The following is an 18,538-nucleotide window of genomic DNA, read 5'->3' as shown; positions in this document are numbered from 1 at the left end:
TAATTGAATACATCGTAAAGTTAACAATATATCATTGATGAAAATGACTTTAACAGTAGCAGCGGTTGGTTGTTTTCATTTGTATGTACAATATCGTCTATAATTCTTGATTTTTAACGTGAAATCACATTGTAAGTCACTGTTAAATAATGATTTGTTTTATCGTTAGTTCGCTGGTTGGCTAACATGGACATGGAATATAAATTAAGTAATAATGTCGTCACATTATTTTCATCTATCTGTCATCTATGAGCAGAAGCGATATTTTTCGTGCTTTAATAACACTACTTACTTTAGCCATTTGTCTAACGTTTTCTGTTGTTTCGAGACAATCCGTAGCAGTTGAGCAAACGATCAAAATACCACAACAACGCTCCACGTTTGATATCTCACATGACTATCATAAACAACTGTTAAAAATGGCGCTGGACAAAGCGGCTGAAGGGCGAAAAATTCCCGAGATTCTTGATACGATAAAAATGTCGCAAGGGCGAGCGATTGTAGAACTAAAAAAAGGCGAAAACTTAGATGTTTATTGGTTAGGAAGTAGTAAAAGTCTTGAGAAAGACTTACTAGCGATTAAAATACCGACAACAAGAGGATTAATAGGTTATCGAAAGTTTACTATTCATCAAGATTCTGTAGCTAGTTTTGACCAGATAAAAACGATTGATGAATTAAAAAAATTCTCAGCCTGCCAAGGAGCTCATTGGCCAGATACTAAGATTTTACGCGCGGCTGATCTACTAGTTACAACTTCTACTCATTATGAAGACATCTTTAATATGCTAAATCATAAGCGATGTGATTATTTCCCTCGAAGTTTTCATGACTCATTAACTGAATTGGCATTACGGGCACAAATGTATCCTGATTTAATCAATTATCAAGACATTATTTTACATTATCCTTTCGCGGTTTATTTTTTTACCAGTAAAGCGAATGTTGAATTAGCCCGTTGGATAGAGAAAGGACTCATACTTTTAGCGGAAAATGGTGAAATTGAAAAGTTAATGCAAACGCATCCGTTAACTGCCAGTGTTTATCCTTTTAAAGATGAGCATAGATCAGTTTATTTTGAATTGCCTAATGATTTTCTTGAATTAGGAGAAACTGCAAATAACCCTGACTATTGGATTTTACCGAAAGATTTTAATTTAAACACGCTTGAGAACTAACCTTTAAATATTTAATTTTATGCCAAGGGAATCATGGCCAGATAACACGTAAATTATTTGGTTTACCTAGCCATAGATGAGGTCTGTAAGTTAATTTCTACGTTGCTTAATCGCATCGCTTAATAAAGACAACATTGTTTGACTTGCCGTTAAATCAACGCAGGCATCTGTGATACTTTGACCATAGGTTAATGAATCTTTATCAATGACTTTTTGGTTACCTTCGACTAAAAAGCTTTCAACCATCACCCCTGAAATACCTTTATTGCCAGCGATTATTTGACTAGCAATCGATTTCGCCACATCAATTTGTTTATTATGATCTTTATAGCTATTGCCATGACTACAATCGACCATTATTCCTGCATTGATGTTATTGCTAGTTAATTTTTCTAACGTACTATTTATGTCATCTGGATGGTAATTTGGCGTTTTACCTCCGCGTAAGATCACATGAGCGTGAGGATTACCATGTGTTTGATAAATACACATTTGCCCGCTTTTATCAGGAGAATAAAGTACATGCGGTACACTGGACGCTTTTATTGCATCAATTGCAATTTGTATATTGCCATCGGTTCCATTTTTAAAGCCTACCGGGCATGACAGTGCCGAGGCTAATTCTCGATGGACTTGGCTTTCTGTGGTTCTTGCGCCAATAGCGCCCCAACAAATTAGATCTGAAATATATTGACCAGTAACCATGTCTAAAAATTCAGTACCAGCGGGTAAACCTAGTTCGTTAATTTCCATTAATAAATTACGCGCTAAATTCAAACCTTTTGCTACATGGAAAGATTTATCTAAATCAGGATCACTAATTAATCCTTTCCAGCCAACGGTTGTTCTAGGTTTTTCAAAGTAAACCCGCATGACAATGAGTAATTCATTCTTATGGTGTTCATGAAGCGCTTTCAGCTGTTTCGCATAGTCGATAGCTGCATCAGTATCGTGAATAGAACATGGCCCGATAATCACTAATAGTCGATCATCTTCTCCATTAATAATTGCTTCAATGTCTTTCCGGCTTTGAATGATAAAATTAGCAGTATCATCAGAGAGTGGAATTTGCTCAGCTAGTTGGGCAGGAGATACTAAATTCTCGATTAGCGTCGTTCTAAATTCATCGGTTTTGATAGTCATGTCATATTACTTTGGTAATTACTGTCACTTTAAAAGCTAAATACAGGTAATAAGGCTAAGTACAGTAAGGATAAATCATCGCGCTAACATACAGAAAATCGACACCATTGTGAACCGCTTTCACGGTATTAATCATGTTAAATTAATATAAATCAGTATTTGTATCTTTGCAGCCCTGTTTGATTAAGTATTTTTGCCGTAATTTCTTCCACTGAAAGTTTCGTGGTATTTAAAAAAGGTATTTTTTCTTTCTTATAGAGTTTTTCAACTTCTCTCAATTCCATACGGCATTGTCGAGCAGAAGAATATTTACTGTTAGACATGCGTCCTTCTCTAATATCCATTAATCTCTGTGCATCAATGGTTAAGCCAAACAGTTTCTTTTTATGCGGTACTAAAAAGCTTGGGAGTTTTAGCTCTTCCATATCGTCGTCTGTAAACGGATAGTTAGCCGCTTTGATACCGTATTGAAGGGCAAGATATAGCGACGAGGGGGTTTTACCTGAACGAGAAACGCCTACTAAAATGACATCGGCATGTTCATAGTTTGAAATATTCGAGCCATCATCGTTTGCTAAAGAGTAATTAACAGCATCAATTCGGTAATCGTAACTATTTTCATGGATACTATGCGTTCTATGAGCTTTAGGTTTAGCGGAAATACCAAGTTGTTTTTCTAAAGGTGAAACAAAATGCTCAAGAAAGTTGTAAATAATACCATCGCAACTGTCTATTATTTCTCTTATTTCATGATTGACAAAGGTATGAAATACCAAAGGAGGTTCATTTGATTTTTTTGCGGTTTTGTTGATAAGCGCTTTCACCTCAAGGGCTTTTTCTTTAGTTTCTACAAAAGAAATCGTTTCATGTGCAAAATCTACAGGAAACAAAGAGAGTAAGGCGTGACCAAATACTTCAGATGTAATAGCTGTGCCATCAGAGATATAAAAAGCAGTGCGCATTTTAGGTCCTCATATAATTTTAATGATATTAATATTTCGTAATGTGATATGAAAGTTTTCTTTATATCTTTTAGTTTGAACAATAACCAGTGTAAAATGATCTCAGCTACAATGAAACTTAGGTCTGTTGAACTTACAGTTTAAAACACTGTTGTATTTGAAAAAATAGTAATCGAGACGCTTTAGGTAAGGTTTGGATATTCCAAATCCCCATGAAGCAACCAAGAGAGACTCCATTTCACTACAACCCAAAGGCTATGGCTAATTTAAAACTTAACGTATGTTACAAAGGTTAAAAAAGGTTGAAAAAACATTTAAGTCGTATGACTACATTACACGTTTTACGCCTTGTTATCTTAAAAATTAACCAATAGCAGAGAGTAAAATGAAAGTTCAACAGACCTTATTATAAAATAACCTTTTTAATTTTATCCACATCGGAGAATTTGTCGTGCAGGAATATGTACTTTGGTATGAAGAGTTAGGTATGGGTGATGTAGATCGCGTAGGCGGGAAGAATGCATCACTTGGGGAAATGATTTCAAACCTTTCAAATGTTGGGGTGCAAGTGCCAGGTGGTTTTGCAACAACCGCTTTTGCATTCAACGAATTCTTAGAGCAAAGCGGCTTAAACGACAAAATCTATCAATTACTTGATACGCTCGATGTAAGTGATATTCACGCATTAGAAGCCTGTGGTAACCAGATTCGTCAATGGATAATAGACACGCCATTTTTACCTGAAATGCAGCGAAATATTGAACAAGCATACGAAAAGTTAGCGGGTGAATTTTCTGCAGACGCATCTTTTGCCGTGAGATCTTCAGCCACTGCGGAAGATATGCCTGATGCTTCTTTTGCTGGTCAACAAGAAACCTTTTTAAATGTCCGTGGTTTAGACGCCGTCATGATCGCCATTAAACATGTTTTTGCTTCGTTATTTAACGATCGAGCAATTTCTTATCGTGTTCACCAAGGCTATGATCACCGTGGTGTCGCGCTCTCTGCAGGTATCCAACGCATGGTGCGCAGTGATATTTCATCTTCAGGTGTGATGTTCTCTATTGATACCGAATCAGGGTTTGAAGACGTTGTTTTTGTTACATCAAGCTATGGTTTAGGTGAAATGGTTGTTCAAGGGGCAGTGAATCCAGATGAATTTTATGTTCATAAACAAACCTTAGCAAAAAATAAACCTGCAGTTGTTCGTCGAAATATCGGCTCTAAAGCCATTAAAATGGTCTATACCGATGCTCAAGAGCACGGCAAGCAAGTCGAAGTGATCGATGTTGATGAGCGCATCTCTAATCAGTTTTCTTTAACCGATGACGAAGTTCAAGAACTGGCCAAACAAGCGGTTATAATCGAAAAGCACTATCAACGGCCAATGGATATTGAATGGGCAAAAGATGGCTTAGACGGCAAGTTGTATATAGTGCAAGCACGCCCTGAAACTGTTAGAAGTCGTGAAGTAGGTAATGTAATGGAGCAATTCCAACTTCAATCAACAGCCGATATTATTTGCGAAGGGCGCTCTATCGGGCAAAAAATAGGCAGCGGCGAAGCGAAAGTTTTAGCTTCACTTGATGAGATGGATAAAATACAAAAAGGTGATGTGTTAGTCACTGACATGACAGATCCTGATTGGGAACCCATTATGAAAAAAGCCTCTGCGATTGTTACGAATCGTGGCGGTAGAACATGTCATGCGGCTATCATTGCTCGTGAAATGGGAATTCCTGCGGTAGTTGGTTGTGGCGACGCAACCAGTAAAATTGCTACGGGTGATGAAGTAACCGTTTCTTGTGCAGAAGGAGATACCGGTTTTATTTATCAAGGTAAACTAGAATTTACTGTCACTACTTCTCAAGTAGATGATATGCCTGAGTTACCTCTAAAAATAATGATGAATGTTGGCAATCCTGATAGAGCATTTGCATTTGCTCGTTTACCGCACGCGGGGATAGGTTTGGCTCGATTAGAGTTTATCATTAATAAAATGATTGGTGTTCATCCTAAAGCGCTCATAAATTTTGATGAGCAACCTGCTGATTTAAAAGATGAAATAAACGATATTATTGCCGGATACGCAAGTCCTACCGAGTTTTATATTGCTAAGTTAACCGAAGGCATTTCCACATTAGCGGCAGCATATTCACCGGAAAAAGTCATAGTTCGTATGTCAGATTTTAAATCTAACGAATACGCTAATTTAGTTGGTGGTGAGCATTTTGAACCTGATGAAGAAAATCCGATGATAGGCTATCGGGGGGCTTCACGCTATATTTCTGAAGATTTTAGAGCATGTTTTGCACTAGAATGTGAAGCAATAAAACGTGTCAGAAATGAGATGGATCTTACTAATGTTGAAGTGATGATCCCATTTGTCCGTACGCTTGAAGAAGCGGAACAGGTGATTGAAATTTTAGCTGAGCATGGTTTAAAACGTGGAGAGAATGGCCTAAGAGTCATTATGATGTGTGAACTACCATCAAACGCTTTATTAGCGGATCAATTTCTCGATCATTTCGACGGTTTTTCAATTGGCTCAAATGACTTAACACAATTAACGTTAGGACTTGATAGAGATTCTGGTTTAATTGCCCATTTGTTCGATGAGCGAAATCCAGCCATAAAAGCCTTATTGTCAATGGCTATCAAGGCATGTAAAGCACGTGGTAAATATGTTGGTATTTGTGGTCAAGGTCCTTCTGATCATGCTGATTTTGCCGCATGGCTTGTTAACGAAGGCATTGATAGCGTGTCGTTAAACCCAGATACAGTTTTACCGACGTGGCTTTATTTAGCAGAGCAACACGCTAAAAGTTAAGTAGAAAGGTTCAATTAACCGTAAAGAATAAAACAGCATTATTAAAGAAAATTAATAATGCTGTTTTTTATGGCGTGATGAAAGCCATTTTGTTGAAGAGAATGTCTTTTAAAGCCTAGTTATTCGTATAAATACAGTGTTGAGTTTATTTGATTGCTCTATTCAACCAAGCAACAGTCAAGCAATCCCACTAGAAATAACTTATGCGCAGCGGTGTAAACTATGAAACGGTTTGTACTGTGTTAGTTTTTTATATTTTTGCCACAATATTTCAATTTTTGTCTCGCCTTCATTACCCGATTTACATGAAAAGACAAATTTCTCTTCAACTTGATTTTCAGGTAATACTTCACCTTGTTCTAACATCAATAATCGTTTTCCTATGACACTTAACAGCTCTGCATCTGCAATAGTAAAGTCGCCTGATTTACTAAAACCACGAGGAAAATGCACATCATCATAAAATCTATCTGTTTGAATAAAACCGTGTATTGTTGTCATGTTTACCTCTGTTGACAGGGGAGATATTTTCGAAGATTATGCGGCTAAGTATTAGTGGTGTAAAACAAATAATAATTATCGTTTCGATAAGAGATAACATAATGGATGTTGAGTTAATAAAAACCTTTTTAGAAGTAAAAGATTGCCGACATTTTGGCAAAGCCGCCGAAAACTTATATCTCACGCAAGCAGCAATCAGCACAAGAGTTCGACAATTAGAAAGATATTTTGGTGTTTCTTTATTTCATCGTGCGAGAAATAACATTCAGTTAACGCCTGCTGGCGAAAGATTAGTACCCCATGCGGAGAATATGCTTAATACCTTAAGGATGGCAAAGCAAGATGTAGCCTTAGCGTCTGATCAAGTTGCTCAAATTTCCATTGCAGGAACTCCCAATACTTGGGATGTATATATTCATGATGCCATCTCAAAAATTTATAATTATCAACCTCAGATAAGTTTAGTTGCAGAAATTCTATCGCGTGAGCAATTAACTCGGCAATTATTGGAACGCTCATTAGATGTCGCTATTTTATTTGATCCACCTAAAGTTGAAGAGTTAAAAATTGAATCATTGCACATGTTCAAATTGATCCCCGTTACCACTTTTGATCATGTGATTGAACAAGGATCAGATGTTGAGCGTTACATCATGATTGATTGGGGGACGAGTTTTATTAACTGGCACGCAAAAGAAGTGTTAGGAATTTCTATTCCCGCAATAAGAACCAGTACCGCTCGTATCGCGCTTGATTTAATGCTGCAATGTGGAGGCAGCGCATATTTACCAGATATGTTAGCAAGGCCCTTTATAGAGCAGGGCACCTTATTTGAAATCCCGAAATTACCGGTGTTTGAACGTGAAGTGTTTAGTGCTTTTCATAAAGAAAATGAAAATGAGCAACGTATTATTGAAATTAAAAACTTATTGAGAAAAGACGATCCAGAAGCACCGGCTATCATGACGCCATAACCAGAATGACATTGATGGTTTTTTTAGCAACACTTGTATGTAAAAGCATCCTTGATTTCACACGCAAAAGTTATGCCTGAATAAAGTAAAAAATTTTTATCGTAAACTAAAAAATATTTTACTTTTCTTACCTGAAAAAAACATAGATTATCCGATTTGAACAAGATTAACTTTTTTGGTGAATAACATGGCAATTGCTACTCAATATGAAATGGATTCCTCAGACGATTTAAACTTTAACGGTGATGACGATTACCCAGAGTTAGATAATAACATTGCTGATTTTGAATTAAGTACGGGGTCATCTGAAGTTAAAAACTCTCGTCAAAATCATAAACGTAACTTCTTGGCTAAAAAGAAAATCGAACAGCTACAAGAAGCGAAACGGCTTAGAAAGTTAGAAGAAGACTATTTTGATGATTGGGATTAATTTATTTTTAGATAACTTGAGACCTATTAAACTATTTTTTTGATTCTCCTTATTAAATTGTATTCAGTAATTGCGTAAAACTTGGTTTTGCGCAATTAATCACCCGTATAAGACAAATAGAAATTATTTATTCTCTCTTTTGCCAACATCATTGGCTTTTTCATTTTTCTCCCTTAAGCTAGCTCTATAGTTAATTGCATGTTAGTTAACATCATATTTTATTGTTTAAGGTGAGGAACTTTATCAAAATGGCAAACATTCCTTGGTATAAAAACCCAGAAATGATAGTTGCTTTATCGGCACTTATCATCGGCTTGGTCACTGCCTTTACTTCTATCTATTCTGCTTATGTTGACCGAGAATATGCACGTGCTTCTGTTTGGCCGAGATTAGAAATATTCAGAAGTTTTAACGGCAGTTCTTTTAGTTATGGTGTAAATAATAGTGGTACAGGCCCAGCACTAATCAAATATGCTAAAGTTTATGATGGCAGCAAATATTTAAAACATTGGAAAGACATTGAAGCGTTTAAAAATATTAGACAGTCACATTTAAGTAATCGAACCTTATCGCCACAAAATAGCATTACACCTGTTTCATATAAAGGTAAAGATGCTCAAAAGATTGCAGAGGCGGATAATTCAATCAGCATAGAACTTTGTTATTGTTCGATTTATGACGAATGCTGGCTTATTGATAGAAACAATCGTCCTGAAGAGATTGAGGCTTGTATGATTAGTGAAGAACAACAATTTTTACAATAAAAATTTAGGTGACTCCATGGATAAAGCGCTAGAAACTATGATCAATAATATGCCTGAAAAAACAGGTAAAACGCTGGAAGAATGGTTTGTCATATTAGCAAAAGAAAATTTTGAGAAACATGGGGTTGCCGTCAAGTTTTTAAAGTCTGAATACGGTGTTACCCATGGTTTTGCTAATACCATAGTAACATTGTCGAAACAGGATGATTCGTCACAACAAGACCTTGTTCAAGCTCAATATCAAGGAAAAGAAAATTTATTACCTCTTTACGAAAAATTGATTTCTATTGTTGAAAGTTTTGGTGATGATGTTGTTATAACGCCGAAAAAAACAAGTGTTAGTATTATTCGTAAAAAACAGTTTGCTTTAATTAAGCCGGCCACTAAAACAAGAATTGATTTGGGATTAAAACTTAAAGATGTTGAAATTCAAAGTCGGTTAGCCGATTCTGGCCCCTTTGGCACTATGTGTAGTCATAGAATACTATTAAGTGAACTTGCAGATATTGATGATGAAGTGGTCAAATGGTTAGTGTTAGCTTATGAGAAATCCGTTTAACTATATCAACAAGTATCATTATTATAATCAATAAAATCTTTAATAAAGGGGCAGATATGAATAACTCAAAACAAGAAAAAAAATCTGAACAAAAAGATAAGAACGAAACAAATATGGGAGCTGGAATTGCAATTGGAATTGGCGTAGGTGTGGCAATGGGAACTGCAACAGGCAATATAGGTGTTGGTTTAGCAATTGGTATCGCGATAGGTATTGCGCTTGGCACTAAATTACAAAAAAGTTCTAAGACAGATAAAGATAAATCGAATGAATAAATTCGACATTTAACTTTATCTAACCAACATTAAGTCAATATTAACAAGTTTTAAATAACAGATAACGCACCGAGAGATATGATGATAGCTAAAGGCCAGTTCAATATAAGTTTAACACCTCAAGACGATGAGAGCCCAGCCGGTAGAATGTTAATAGATAAAACTTATACCGGCGATTTAACTGGCACAGGTATTGGCCAAATGATCAGCAAAAGAACGGTAGCAGGGACTGCGGTATATTACGCTATTGAAGAGTTTTCTGGCCAATTAAAGAGGAAAACGGGCGCGTTTACACTGGTTCATAGTGGCGTTATGGATAAAACATCACAATCGTTAACCGTCACCGTTTTAGCTGGCTCAGGTGAAGGGGAATTCAGTGATCTTTCTGGTACGCTAGATATTATTCAAGAAAACGGAGTTCATTCTTATGTCTTTAATTATTCGTTGTAATAAATGATGCCATTTCAATTTCAGGACTTATTTTAATAATGTTGTTGTCTTGACGGGCTATAACATAAAGTGTTCTTTGCAAAAAAACGTTCATTTTACCTCATGGTAAATTCTATTCACGGTTCTTGATCATTTGAGTTGTTTAAAAGAGTGCATTAAAAATTAATTTAGCGATGCACTGGCTGAACAACATCATTGCTATTTGCATGGTTTTTTGAGTAAAAAAATATTCATAATAGTTGAAAAAGTTCTTAAGGTTTTTGATATCTGCCTGTCAAAAATTAAAATGACCATGATATACTTTCTGCACTTTTCTTTTTGTAAGTATTAAAGCTGTTATGTTACCTCGGTTAGATCCTCAAGAGCTTGTTGCTCCGTTATATCAAGATTACGCGAAAACCTTGTCTTTGCTTAACTTTACTGGTGATATCAGTACGAGTTATGGCGCACGTTTAGCTGTGGCAACCGATAACAGTATTTACCAACAATTACCGCAATTAGTCATACATCCGCGTTGCCAACATGATATTCAAATAATCACTGAACTTGCGAGCCAAGATAAATTTCAAGAAATAAAATTTAGTGCTCGCGGAGGCGGTACAGGTACCAATGGCCAAAGTTTAACGCCGGGCATAATTGTCGATTTATCAAAATATATGAATCGTATTTTGGAAATAAACGTTGAAGAAAACTGGGTTAAAGTTGAAGCAGGAGTTGTTAAAGATCAATTAAATGATTTTTTAAGGCCACATGGCTTTTTCTTTTCGCCTGATTTATCAACCAGTAATCGGGCGACTATTGGCGGCATGATCAATACTGATGCATCAGGTCAAGGCTCGTTAGTTTATGGTAAAACATCAGATCATGTTCTTGGTTTAACCTCAGTGCTGGCCAATGGTGAAGCTATCTCTACCGCACCGATGTCAGTTGCTCATACGGTTGAGTTAGCAACTGAAAATACCACCTTAGGGAGAATCCTGAAACAAGTACTTGCCACAAGTGTTGATAAACGGGATAAAATTTTAAATAAATTTCCACGATTGAATCGCTTTTTGACTGGCTATGATCTTGAGCATGTTATTAGTGATGATTTACAAACGCTTGATTTATCACGTTTGATCACTGGCTCAGAAGGCTCTTTAGCCTTTGTTTGTGAAGCAAAGTTAAATTTAACGCCTATTTCCAAAGCAAAAACCTTAATTAATATCAAATATGATAGCTTTGATTCTGCACTTCGCCATTCTCCAACCTTAGTTGCAGCGAATGCTACTTCAGTTGAAACCATAGATTCGAAAGTCTTAAATTTAGCTAAACAAGACATTGTTTGGCACTCAGTCAGTGAGTTAATTACTGATGTTGAAGATAAAGTGATGGATGGTATTAATATCGTTGAATATAACGGTGAAAGTCCTGAAGCTTTAGCTAGAGAAATTAAATTACTAACCACTCAATTAGACAAAGATATTGTCAATGAAACGGGGGTTATTGGTTATCAAGTAACTTCTGATCTTGCCAGTATTGATAAGCTTTATGCGATGCGTAAAAAAGCAGTGGGTTTGTTAGGGAATACCAAAGGTAGTCAAAAACCATTGGCGTTTGCAGAAGATACTGCAGTACCTCCCGAGAATTTAGCCGATTTTATCGCAGAGTTTCGTGAATTGCTTGACAGTTATCAATTACATTACGGAATGTTTGGTCATGTTGATGCGGGGGTATTACATGTTCGTCCGGCACTTGATATGTGTGATCCTGAGCAAGAAGTCATTATGCGTGAAATCTCCGATAAAGTGGTGGCGTTAACCGCTAAATATGGGGGCTTAATGTGGGGCGAACATGGTAAAGGTTATCGTAGTGAATATAGTCCTGAATTTTTTGGTGAAGAACTATTTAATGAATTAAGAAAAATTAAAACTGTTTTTGATCCACTCAATAAAATGAACCCAGGAAAAATTTGTACGCCAATAGAGTCTACTGAGCAATTAGTTTCGGTAGATGCAGTAAAACGCGGGACGTTTGACCGACAAATTCCTATTGAGGTTAAAGACTCATTTAAATCCGCCTTAGAATGTAACGGAAATGGTTTATGTTTTAATTACGATGCGAATAGTCCTATGTGTCCATCCAGTAAAATTACTCGGGATCGTCGACATTCGCCAAAAGGGCGAGCGGGTTTAATGCGTGAGTGGTTACGTTTATTAGAAAATAAAGGTGTTGATATTTTATCGCTAGAAAAAAATATTAACGGTTGGTCAGTTAAACAGTTACTCAATAAAGTGAAAAATAAACTTGGTAAAGCAAACCAACAAGACTTTTCACATGAAGTGATGGATGCCATGTCAGGCTGTTTAGCTTGTAAAGCTTGTGCAAGTCAATGTCCGATAAAAGTAGATGTGCCAGACTTTAGGGCACGTTTCTTAAATGTTTATCACTCACGGTATTTTCGCCCGTTGAAAGATCATTTAGTCGCCAATGTTGAACAACTTGCGCCGATCATGGCAAAAGCGCCAAACTTTGTTAACTTAGTGTTAGACAATAAACTATACGAAAACGTGTCAAAAGCGACAATAGGTTACGTTGATACACCATTATTATCGGTGCCTACATTAAAAATTAGAACTGAAAGAAATGGATTTGAGCGTTTTGATTTAGAACGGTTTAAAGCGTTGTCGGCAGAACAAAGAGCACCGTATGTGTTGATAGTGCAAGACCCTTTCACATCCTTTTATGATGCGGGCGTCGTTGAAAAACTGATGCAGCTGATTGATAAATTAGGTTTTAAACCGGTGTTGGTGCCGTTTAAACCTAACGGTAAACCACAACACGTGAAAGGCTTTTTAACGCGCTTTGCAAAAACTGCAAAAAATACAGCGGACTTTTTAAATCAGTTACATGAATTAGCGATTCCGATGATCGGTATGGATGCTTCATTAGCGTTATGTTATCGCGATGAATACAAGCAAATTTTAGGTAGTGAGCGTGGCGACTTTACTGTGTTACTTGCTCATGAATGGCTTATTTCGATGATCGATCACAATAAACTAGAAATTGAACAAAAGTTGCTTGAAGATAATACTGATTATCAGTTATTTGCCCATTGTACGGAAAAAACAGCGCTGGCAGGCAGTGAACAAGAGTGGGTAAACATTTTTAATTATTTTGGCTTAAGATTAAATAAAGTGTCGGTTGGCTGTTGTGGTATGGCAGGTACTTATGGTCATGAACACGTCAACTTGGCAAATTCAAAAGGGCTTTTTGAGTTAAGCTGGCAGCCTAAATTAGCGAAGGTGAAAGAAGAACAAGTGGTTGTTACCGGTTATTCATGTCGTAGCCAAGTTAAACGATTAGGTCATTTAAAAACCAAACATCCTGTTGAAGTGTTAGTGGCTTCCCTTGCTTAATACGTGTGCTGTTTGATTCTTAAACATTAAGTGATAAACGTTAAAGATTAAACCTGAAAGGATAAAGCAAAAAACCGATCATAAGATCGGTTTTTTATTTTTAAAATCAAGCGAATACTTTAATGTTATGTTTATCAAAAACTATATTACGTAAAGAAATCCCTCGTAATATTAATCTTGATTTCCACGCGTGATAATTTCACGGGCCATTTCATCGGCAACAATCCCCGTTGGTTTATTCTCATTGGCCGCTTTATCAAAAACATTCATTAAAGTATGGTAAATTTTTTCGACTAATTTTGTCGCTTCATTTTCACAATAAGGTTGAGGGTAAATCTCTAATGCTACGTTGATAATGCCCCCTGCATTTATCACATAATCAGGAGCGTATAATATCCCTTTATCTTTTAATAGTTGATCGTGTTTAGCCGCGGCTAATTGATTATTAGCACAGCCAGCTATGATTGAAGCTTTAAATAAATCAATGGTTACATCGTTCACTGAAGCCCCTAAAGCACAAGGAGAGAATACATCAACGTCTTGATGATATATATCATCTAAAGCGACGATAGTTGCACCGAATTCACTGGCAGCTTTATCTAAGGCTTCTTGGTTGATATCAGTAACCACTAAGCTAGCGCCTGCTGCATGTAATTTTGCACATAAATCGTAACCAACACTTCCTAAACCTTGCACAGCGACTTTTAATCCTGATAAATCATCTTTACCGAGTTTAAATTTAACGGCTGCTTTAATGCCTAAAAAGGTCCCTAAAGCGGTAAATGGCGCAGGATTACCACTTTTTCCGTCTAGTCCTGCTACAAATTCTGTTTGGCTATTTACAATCGCCATATCACTGGTGGTGATATTAACGTCTTCAGCTGTGTAATATCGACCACCTACATTATTAACCGCACGACCAAAGGCTTCAAAAAGCGCTGTTGACTTAAGTTGTTTTGGATTGCCAATGATGACAGCTTTACCGCCACCGAGTTTCAAGCCCGCCATTGCATTTTTATAGGTCATTCCTTTAGACAGTCTTAATACATCGGTTAGTGCTTGTTCATCATTATCATAATCCCAGAAACGACAACCTCCAGCACCAGGTCCTAATGCTGTGTTATGCACAGCAATAATGGCCTTTAAGCCAGTTGCTTTATCACTACAAAATACCACTTGTTCATGATCATCAAAATCTACTAAATCGAAAAATGCCACTACTTGATCCTCGTGTGCTAAGTTGGTCTCTTTGAAACCTATATTGTAATATTTCTTGCTGCGCACATTACCACTTAGCATGAGCTATAGCTAGTCAGGGATAAAATAAACTGTACGTATACTGACTTAACTTTGTGGCGAATTTTGTACACAAGTTCAGGAGCAAAAAATGAAGAGTTCAAGGATAGCTTGCGTCAAAATAAATCTTTATATATCCTCACTCGCAGACGATAAGTAGTTAAGGCAAAGCAGTATGAGTTCACTTTCTCAATTAACAGATGAAGAAAAACAGCAATGGTTAAAAGATAAATATCAAGTAGCGACTAAATTTTTAGCAGATAAAGGTTTAGTTACTGTCAGTGTGTCTGATGCTGACAGTAGATATATCATTCCACTTTTTTCAGTTTGGAAATTAAATTTAATCGATAAATCAAGTGTTTGGGTTATAGCGGGCGATTTACCTACTGATTATATTGAAACCACTGCTGCAAAAGATGCGAGAGAAGCCGTACGTCATTTTTCTTATAAATGGCAATTGCAAGCGGATCAATTATTACAAGCTGGTATAGCTGAGCAGCAAGAGTTTGCCAATATATTGATCAGTAGAGCAGAGAATTTATATAAAATATTTACGAAAGATGAGATTTGGTGATCAACTTAGTGCCAGCTGATAGATAAAATAAATATTACCTAAAAGCCTAAATAATTTAACCACATATGGTTAATGGCTAAGGTAATATTTTGCACTTTTAATGGCGTTAATTGAGCATTGCATTTTCTGTCTAGGCATACCTGCCTCCATAAACACCGCACCGGCACTAATAAAATTAAACTTTCTAAAGTAATCGATATTTTCTAACGGACTATAAATGAAAACTTCATTTAAGTTTAATTCTTTGGCGATGGCTAATAAGCCATGCATAATGATATGGTCAACGTTTTCTTTACGGTATGCCTTTAATACAGCAATCCGAGATATTTCTCCTGTGGCTAATAAGCGTCCTGTACCAATAGGCTCTTGGGTAACATCGTCACACACCAGTAAATGAACAGCGTGACGATCTTTATTATCAAACACTATTTTTTTTGGCATGCGCCATTCACATATAAAAACTTTTTCTCTTACGTTTTTAAGCAAGGGAGCTGCTTTCTCCCATTGCACTCGTCCTATACTATATGACATGATTTTATTCTATATACCAATAACCCTTATTTAACACACTAGTTAACAATTGAGTGTTTTTCAAACAAGTCATGAAACTTTTTGCTTTTTTTGTTGTCATTGGCTCAGATCCAGCAAGATATTGACCTAATCCGATAGTTTCTTCTGATAATTCAAATTTATCGCCATTAATAAATAAACTAGCTAAAGGCGTTGTGCAATATAACGCTTTTATGCCAGAAACCGGCGAAAATTGAATCTCATCATCTTCTAAAAAACCTGAAACTTGTTCAGTAGTAAATGCTTCCATTGGAATTAACAATTCTAGGGTATGATGACTTTGTGTTAAATATTCACTGATATAGTTTGAAAAAAATTGTTCATCAGCAAGTTGATTCAACATAAAGTTTTTTATTTGATTGATATCTTTTTCATGTAATTGATAAGGGCTGCTTGAAACTTGTCTGTCTGCATCAGAAAAACGCTGCTCGCCTAATTCTTCATCAATCATTTTATCGGCAAATGCCGACCATAAATCTTGATTACTGGGTGCTTGGAAACCGATTGAATAATTGACAGAATTTTCGATTGATACACCATTATGTGGATGATTTGGCGGGATATATAATAGATCGCCAGCTTCTGTTATTTCATCAATAATAGGCGAAAAATCACTGACTTGTTTTAAATCAGGGTGGGGAATTAACGTTTCTAATGTACTATTTGGAGCACCCACTTGCCAACGTCGCTTACCTTCACCTTGAAGAATGAACACATCGTATTGATCTAAATGCGCACCTACGCCACCGTTTGGTGTTGAAAAACTTACCATTACATCGTCAATGCGCCAACGTGGAATAAAGGTAAATAACGAAATTAAACGATCGGTATCGCGCGACCAGTTATTTACCGCTTGAACTAACAAGGTCCAATTTGTTTCACCGAACTTTGTAAAATCATCAAAAGGGCCATGTTCAACATGCCAAGAATTATCTGGATTTTGAGCAATAATACGGGATTCAATTTCTTGTTCCATCGCTAAACCGGCAAGTTCATCAGCTTCAATTGTTCCTTGAAAATTAGGGATGGCTTGCTTGATGAGCAATGGTTTTTTTTGCCAATATTCTGTTAAGAATGTTTCAGGTGTTAGAGCACCCCATTGAATACTTTCCATAATCGTTCACTCTTACTCAATAATGTGTTGATCGTTAAAAACAAAAAGGAACCTATGGGTTCCTTTTTTAGTTACCTAAATCAGCGTGGTATGACGCTTATTAGTCTAATTCATTGATAAATGAAACGGCGCGGCCAATGTAGCTAGCAGGTGTCATTTCTCTTAAAGATGCTTTTGCTTCTTCAGGCATGTCTAAATTGTCTATAAAGGCACGCATTGAATCGCCATTCACACGTTTACCACGGGTAAGCTCTTTTAATTTTTCATACGGTTTTTCAATACCGTATCGACGCATCACCGTTTGTACGGGCTCTGCTAATACTTCCCAGTTGCTGTCTAATTCAGCCAGTAAGTTTTCTTCATTAACTTGCAGTTTGCTAATACCTTTGAGTGTTGCACCGTAAGCAATTAAAGAATGAGCAAATCCGACACCTAAATTACGTAAAACGGTCGAGTCTGTTAAATCACGTTGCCAGCGTGACACAGGTAATTTTTGTCCTAAGTGAGCGAATAATGCGTTCGCAATTCCTAAGTTACCTTCCGAATTTTCAAAATCAATTGGGTTTACTTTATGTGGCATTGTTGAAGAGCCAATTTCACCCGCAATTGTTTTTTGTTTGAAGTGACCAATGGCAATATAACCCCAAATGTCGCGGTCGAAATCAATTAAGATAGTATTGAATCGAGCAACCGCATCAAATAATTCAGCGATATAATCATGTGGTTCAATTTGGGTAGTAAAGGCATTCCACGTTAAGTTCAATGAGGTGACAAACTCATTAGAAAAGCTATGCCAATTTACTTCAGGGTAAGCGGAAAGGTGAGCATTGTAATTACCGACTGCACCGTTAATTTTACCTAAAAATTCAACATTAGCGATTTGATCACGTTGACGTTTTAAACGTACATAAACATTGGCGAATTCTTTACCCATAGTACTCGGTGAGGCAGGCTGACCATGTGTACGGCACATCATAGGGATGGATTTATATTCAACGGCTAGTGCTTTAATTTCTGTTAATATGTCATCTATTACCGGCAGTAAAACTTGCTCACGACACTCAGTTAACATTAAACCATGAGATAAGTTATTGATATCTTCAGAGGTACAGGCAAAGTGAATAAACTCAGTTACCGCATTTAATTCTTCGTTGTTGGCCACTTGCTCTTTTAAAAAGTATTCAACCGCTTTAACATCATGGTTAGTTGTTGCTTCAATGTGTTTAATACGTAATGCATCTTCTTCACTAAAGTTATCAACAATCGCATTTAATGCCGCTGTCGCTTCAGCACTAAAGGCTGGAACTTCGTTAATTTCTGGTGTTGCTGCTAATTTTTGTAACCAACGTACTTCAACCGTTACGCGATATTTAATTAAACCAAATTCACTAAAAATAGGGCGTAATGATTTTACTTTGCTACCATAACGACCATCTACTGGTGAAATTGCACTTAATGCTGAAAGTTCCATAATATTTCCTAATTTCGTTAACTGGCTGTAATTATTTAATGGTTAAATT

Annotated in this window: 17 protein-coding genes; 10 read left to right on the top strand and 7 right to left on the bottom strand. The window is 36.5% G+C overall.

The features are described 5' to 3' along the window. The first annotated feature begins 248 nt into the window (after window positions 1-248). Window positions 249-1,178: a hypothetical protein gene (locus RM573_RS16630; protein ID WP_311584660.1), complete on the top strand. Its 930-nt coding sequence runs from the start codon at window positions 249-251 to the stop codon at window positions 1,176-1,178. Between the two features lie 90 nt (window positions 1,179-1,268). Here the strand turns inward: RM573_RS16630 and RM573_RS16625 are convergent, their stop codons facing one another. Both RM573_RS16625 and ppsR read right to left on the bottom strand, forming a co-directional pair. Then, on the bottom strand, window positions 1,269-2,321 hold the full coding sequence (locus tag RM573_RS16625; protein WP_311584657.1) for a 3-deoxy-7-phosphoheptulonate synthase: 1,053 nt from the start codon (window positions 2,319-2,321) through the stop codon (window positions 1,269-1,271). 152 nt (window positions 2,322-2,473) lie between these two features. Next, window positions 2,474-3,283 carry a posphoenolpyruvate synthetase regulatory kinase/phosphorylase PpsR gene (gene ppsR / locus RM573_RS16620; RefSeq protein ID WP_311584655.1) on the bottom strand — a complete coding sequence of 270 codons (810 nt, stop codon included), beginning with the start codon at window positions 3,281-3,283 and terminating at the stop codon, window positions 2,474-2,476. Between the two features lie 451 nt (window positions 3,284-3,734). On the opposite strand from ppsR, the gene ppsA reads away from it, so the two are divergent. After that, the gene (ppsA, locus tag RM573_RS16615) at window positions 3,735-6,113 is read left to right on the top strand and encodes a phosphoenolpyruvate synthase (protein ID WP_311584652.1); all 2,379 of its coding nucleotides are present in this window, start codon (window positions 3,735-3,737) and stop codon (window positions 6,111-6,113) included. A 201-nt stretch (window positions 6,114-6,314) separates the two neighbouring features. On the opposite strand, the gene maoP is transcribed toward ppsA, so the two are convergent. Beyond that, window positions 6,315-6,614: a DUF413 domain-containing protein gene (gene maoP, locus RM573_RS16610; protein WP_311584649.1), complete on the bottom strand. Its 300-nt coding sequence runs from the start codon at window positions 6,612-6,614 to the stop codon at window positions 6,315-6,317. Between the two features lie 101 nt (window positions 6,615-6,715). On the opposite strand from maoP, the gene RM573_RS16605 reads away from it, so the two are divergent. The 7 genes from RM573_RS16605 to ydiJ all read left to right on the top strand — a co-directional run bounded on the left by RM573_RS16605 (window position 6,716) and on the right by ydiJ (window position 13,464). Beyond that, entirely contained in the window at window positions 6,716-7,588 is an 873-nt protein-coding gene (locus RM573_RS16605) for a LysR family transcriptional regulator (protein WP_311584647.1), read from the top strand. A 187-nt stretch (window positions 7,589-7,775) separates the two neighbouring features. After that, window positions 7,776-8,018: a hypothetical protein gene (locus RM573_RS16600; RefSeq protein ID WP_311584644.1), complete on the top strand. Its 243-nt coding sequence runs from the start codon at window positions 7,776-7,778 to the stop codon at window positions 8,016-8,018. A 248-nt stretch (window positions 8,019-8,266) separates the two neighbouring features. Further along, window positions 8,267-8,782 (top strand): hypothetical protein, encoded by a 516-nt coding sequence (locus RM573_RS16595; RefSeq protein ID WP_311584641.1) that lies wholly within the window; start codon window positions 8,267-8,269, stop codon window positions 8,780-8,782. A 16-nt stretch (window positions 8,783-8,798) separates the two neighbouring features. Beyond that, on the top strand, window positions 8,799-9,341 hold the full coding sequence (locus RM573_RS16590) for a DUF4287 domain-containing protein (RefSeq protein WP_311584638.1): 543 nt from the start codon (window positions 8,799-8,801) through the stop codon (window positions 9,339-9,341). Window positions 9,342-9,397: 56 nt separating this feature from the next. Beyond that, a complete protein-coding gene (locus tag RM573_RS16585) occupies window positions 9,398-9,616 on the top strand; it encodes a glycine zipper domain-containing protein (protein WP_311584635.1) in 219 nt (72 codons plus the stop codon). A 78-nt stretch (window positions 9,617-9,694) separates the two neighbouring features. Further along, window positions 9,695-10,066, top strand: coding sequence for a DUF3224 domain-containing protein (locus RM573_RS16580; RefSeq protein ID WP_311584632.1), 372 nt, complete (start codon window positions 9,695-9,697; stop codon window positions 10,064-10,066). A 338-nt stretch (window positions 10,067-10,404) separates the two neighbouring features. Further along, on the top strand, window positions 10,405-13,464 hold the full coding sequence (ydiJ, locus tag RM573_RS16575; protein ID WP_311584629.1) for a D-2-hydroxyglutarate dehydrogenase YdiJ: 3,060 nt from the start codon (window positions 10,405-10,407) through the stop codon (window positions 13,462-13,464). 171 nt (window positions 13,465-13,635) lie between these two features. Here ydiJ and RM573_RS16570 read toward each other — a convergent pair whose 3' ends face one another. Next, window positions 13,636-14,682: a Leu/Phe/Val dehydrogenase gene (locus tag RM573_RS16570; protein WP_311584626.1), complete on the bottom strand. Its 1,047-nt coding sequence runs from the start codon at window positions 14,680-14,682 to the stop codon at window positions 13,636-13,638. A gap of 253 nt (window positions 14,683-14,935) precedes the next feature. Here RM573_RS16570 and RM573_RS16565 point away from each other — a divergent pair, with 253 nt between their 5' ends. Beyond that, a complete protein-coding gene (locus RM573_RS16565) occupies window positions 14,936-15,334 on the top strand; it encodes a DUF4826 family protein (protein ID WP_311584623.1) in 399 nt (132 codons plus the stop codon). 69 nt (window positions 15,335-15,403) lie between these two features. Here RM573_RS16565 and RM573_RS16560 read toward each other — a convergent pair whose 3' ends face one another. From RM573_RS16560 to purB, 3 genes are all read right to left on the bottom strand, one after another. Beyond that, complete coding sequence (locus RM573_RS16560; protein ID WP_311584620.1) at window positions 15,404-15,865, bottom strand: GNAT family N-acetyltransferase; 462 nt, start codon at window positions 15,863-15,865, stop codon at window positions 15,404-15,406. A 4-nt stretch (window positions 15,866-15,869) separates the two neighbouring features. Continuing rightward, a complete protein-coding gene (locus RM573_RS16555; protein ID WP_311584616.1) occupies window positions 15,870-17,018 on the bottom strand; it encodes a cupin domain-containing protein in 1,149 nt (382 codons plus the stop codon). A 100-nt stretch (window positions 17,019-17,118) separates the two neighbouring features. Then, window positions 17,119-18,489 (bottom strand): adenylosuccinate lyase, encoded by a 1,371-nt coding sequence (purB, locus tag RM573_RS16550; RefSeq protein ID WP_311584613.1) that lies wholly within the window; start codon window positions 18,487-18,489, stop codon window positions 17,119-17,121. Window positions 18,490-18,538 lie beyond the last annotated feature (49 nt).

This window comes from Thalassotalea castellviae, from assembly GCF_031846185.1.
Classification (GTDB): Bacteria; Pseudomonadota; Gammaproteobacteria; order Enterobacterales; family Alteromonadaceae; genus Thalassotalea_H; species Thalassotalea_H castellviae.
This window is presented reverse-complemented; position numbering and strand designations above follow the sequence as displayed.